Consider the following 1,022-nt stretch of genomic DNA (forward strand, 5'->3'; position numbering starts at 1 on the left):
GATGACTACGGCCAGCAGCGTTTCCATCGCGTCAAAACGCCCACTCACAGTGAGCTCAACACGCTCGTCCACACCCTGAGCCACCGCGTTGCTCGTTGTCTGGAAAAGCAAGGTCTGCTGGAGCGCGATGCCGAGAATACCTGGTTGACGCTCGAAGAAGAGGAGGGCGATGTACTGACTCAGCTGCAAGGTTCCTCAATGACCTATCGCATTGCCACCGGTCCCCAGCAAGGACGTAAGGTCTTTACCCTGCAAACCATACCGGGGCGAGAAGATAAGACCGACACCAACAGCCGAGTGGCCAACCACGCCGGTTTCTCGTTACACGCCGGAGTCATGGCCGAAGCGCATCAGCGCGATAAATTGGAACGGTTGTGTCGTTACATTAGCCGGCCGGCGGTTTCAGAAAAACGTCTAGCCTTAACCGCCAATGGGCAGGTACGCTACGAACTGAAGACACCCTATCGCAATGGTACAACGCATGTGATCTTCGAGCCCTTGGATTTCATCGCCAAGTTGGCTGCTCTGGTACCTAAGCCACGAGTCAACCTGACACGCTTCCACGGCGTCTTCGCGCCCAACAGTAAACACCGCGTTCAAGTGACGCCGTCCAAGCGTGGCAAGAAACCCGACCCATCAGAAACGCCCGATACCGACTGGCACGACAAAAGTCCAGCAGAACGGTACCGGGCCATGACCTGGATGCAACGACTCAAACGAGTCTTTAACATCGATATCGAAGTCTGTGAACACTGCGGCGGTCAAGTCAAAGTCATTGCCAGTATCGAGGACCCTAAGGTCATTGAGCAGATTCTCAAGCACCTGAAGCGGAAAGCGGCCAAGGTGGATGCCGCCAAGCAGCACGAGTTACCGCCAGAACGAGCGCCACCGTTAACCGCCAGCCTGTTCGACCCATCGCAGAGTCGTCTCTTTGACTGATCTTCACCATACACTGCTCACTTTCACAGGGGGCCGGTGGAGCAACTTACATCCTGTGAATCATCAATCAAAGATTTTGTCGC

Annotated in this window: 1 protein-coding gene; it reads left to right on the forward strand. The window is 55.2% G+C overall.

The annotated features are described in order from the left end of the window. Nucleotides 1-939 (forward strand): transposase (locus tag FT643_RS23070; RefSeq protein ID WP_156873747.1); only part of this gene is annotated, 939 nt, incomplete at its 5' end. Nucleotides 940-1,022 lie beyond the last annotated feature (83 nt).

The organism is Ketobacter sp. MCCC 1A13808 (assembly GCF_009746715.1).
Lineage (GTDB): Bacteria > Pseudomonadota > Gammaproteobacteria > Pseudomonadales > Ketobacteraceae > Ketobacter.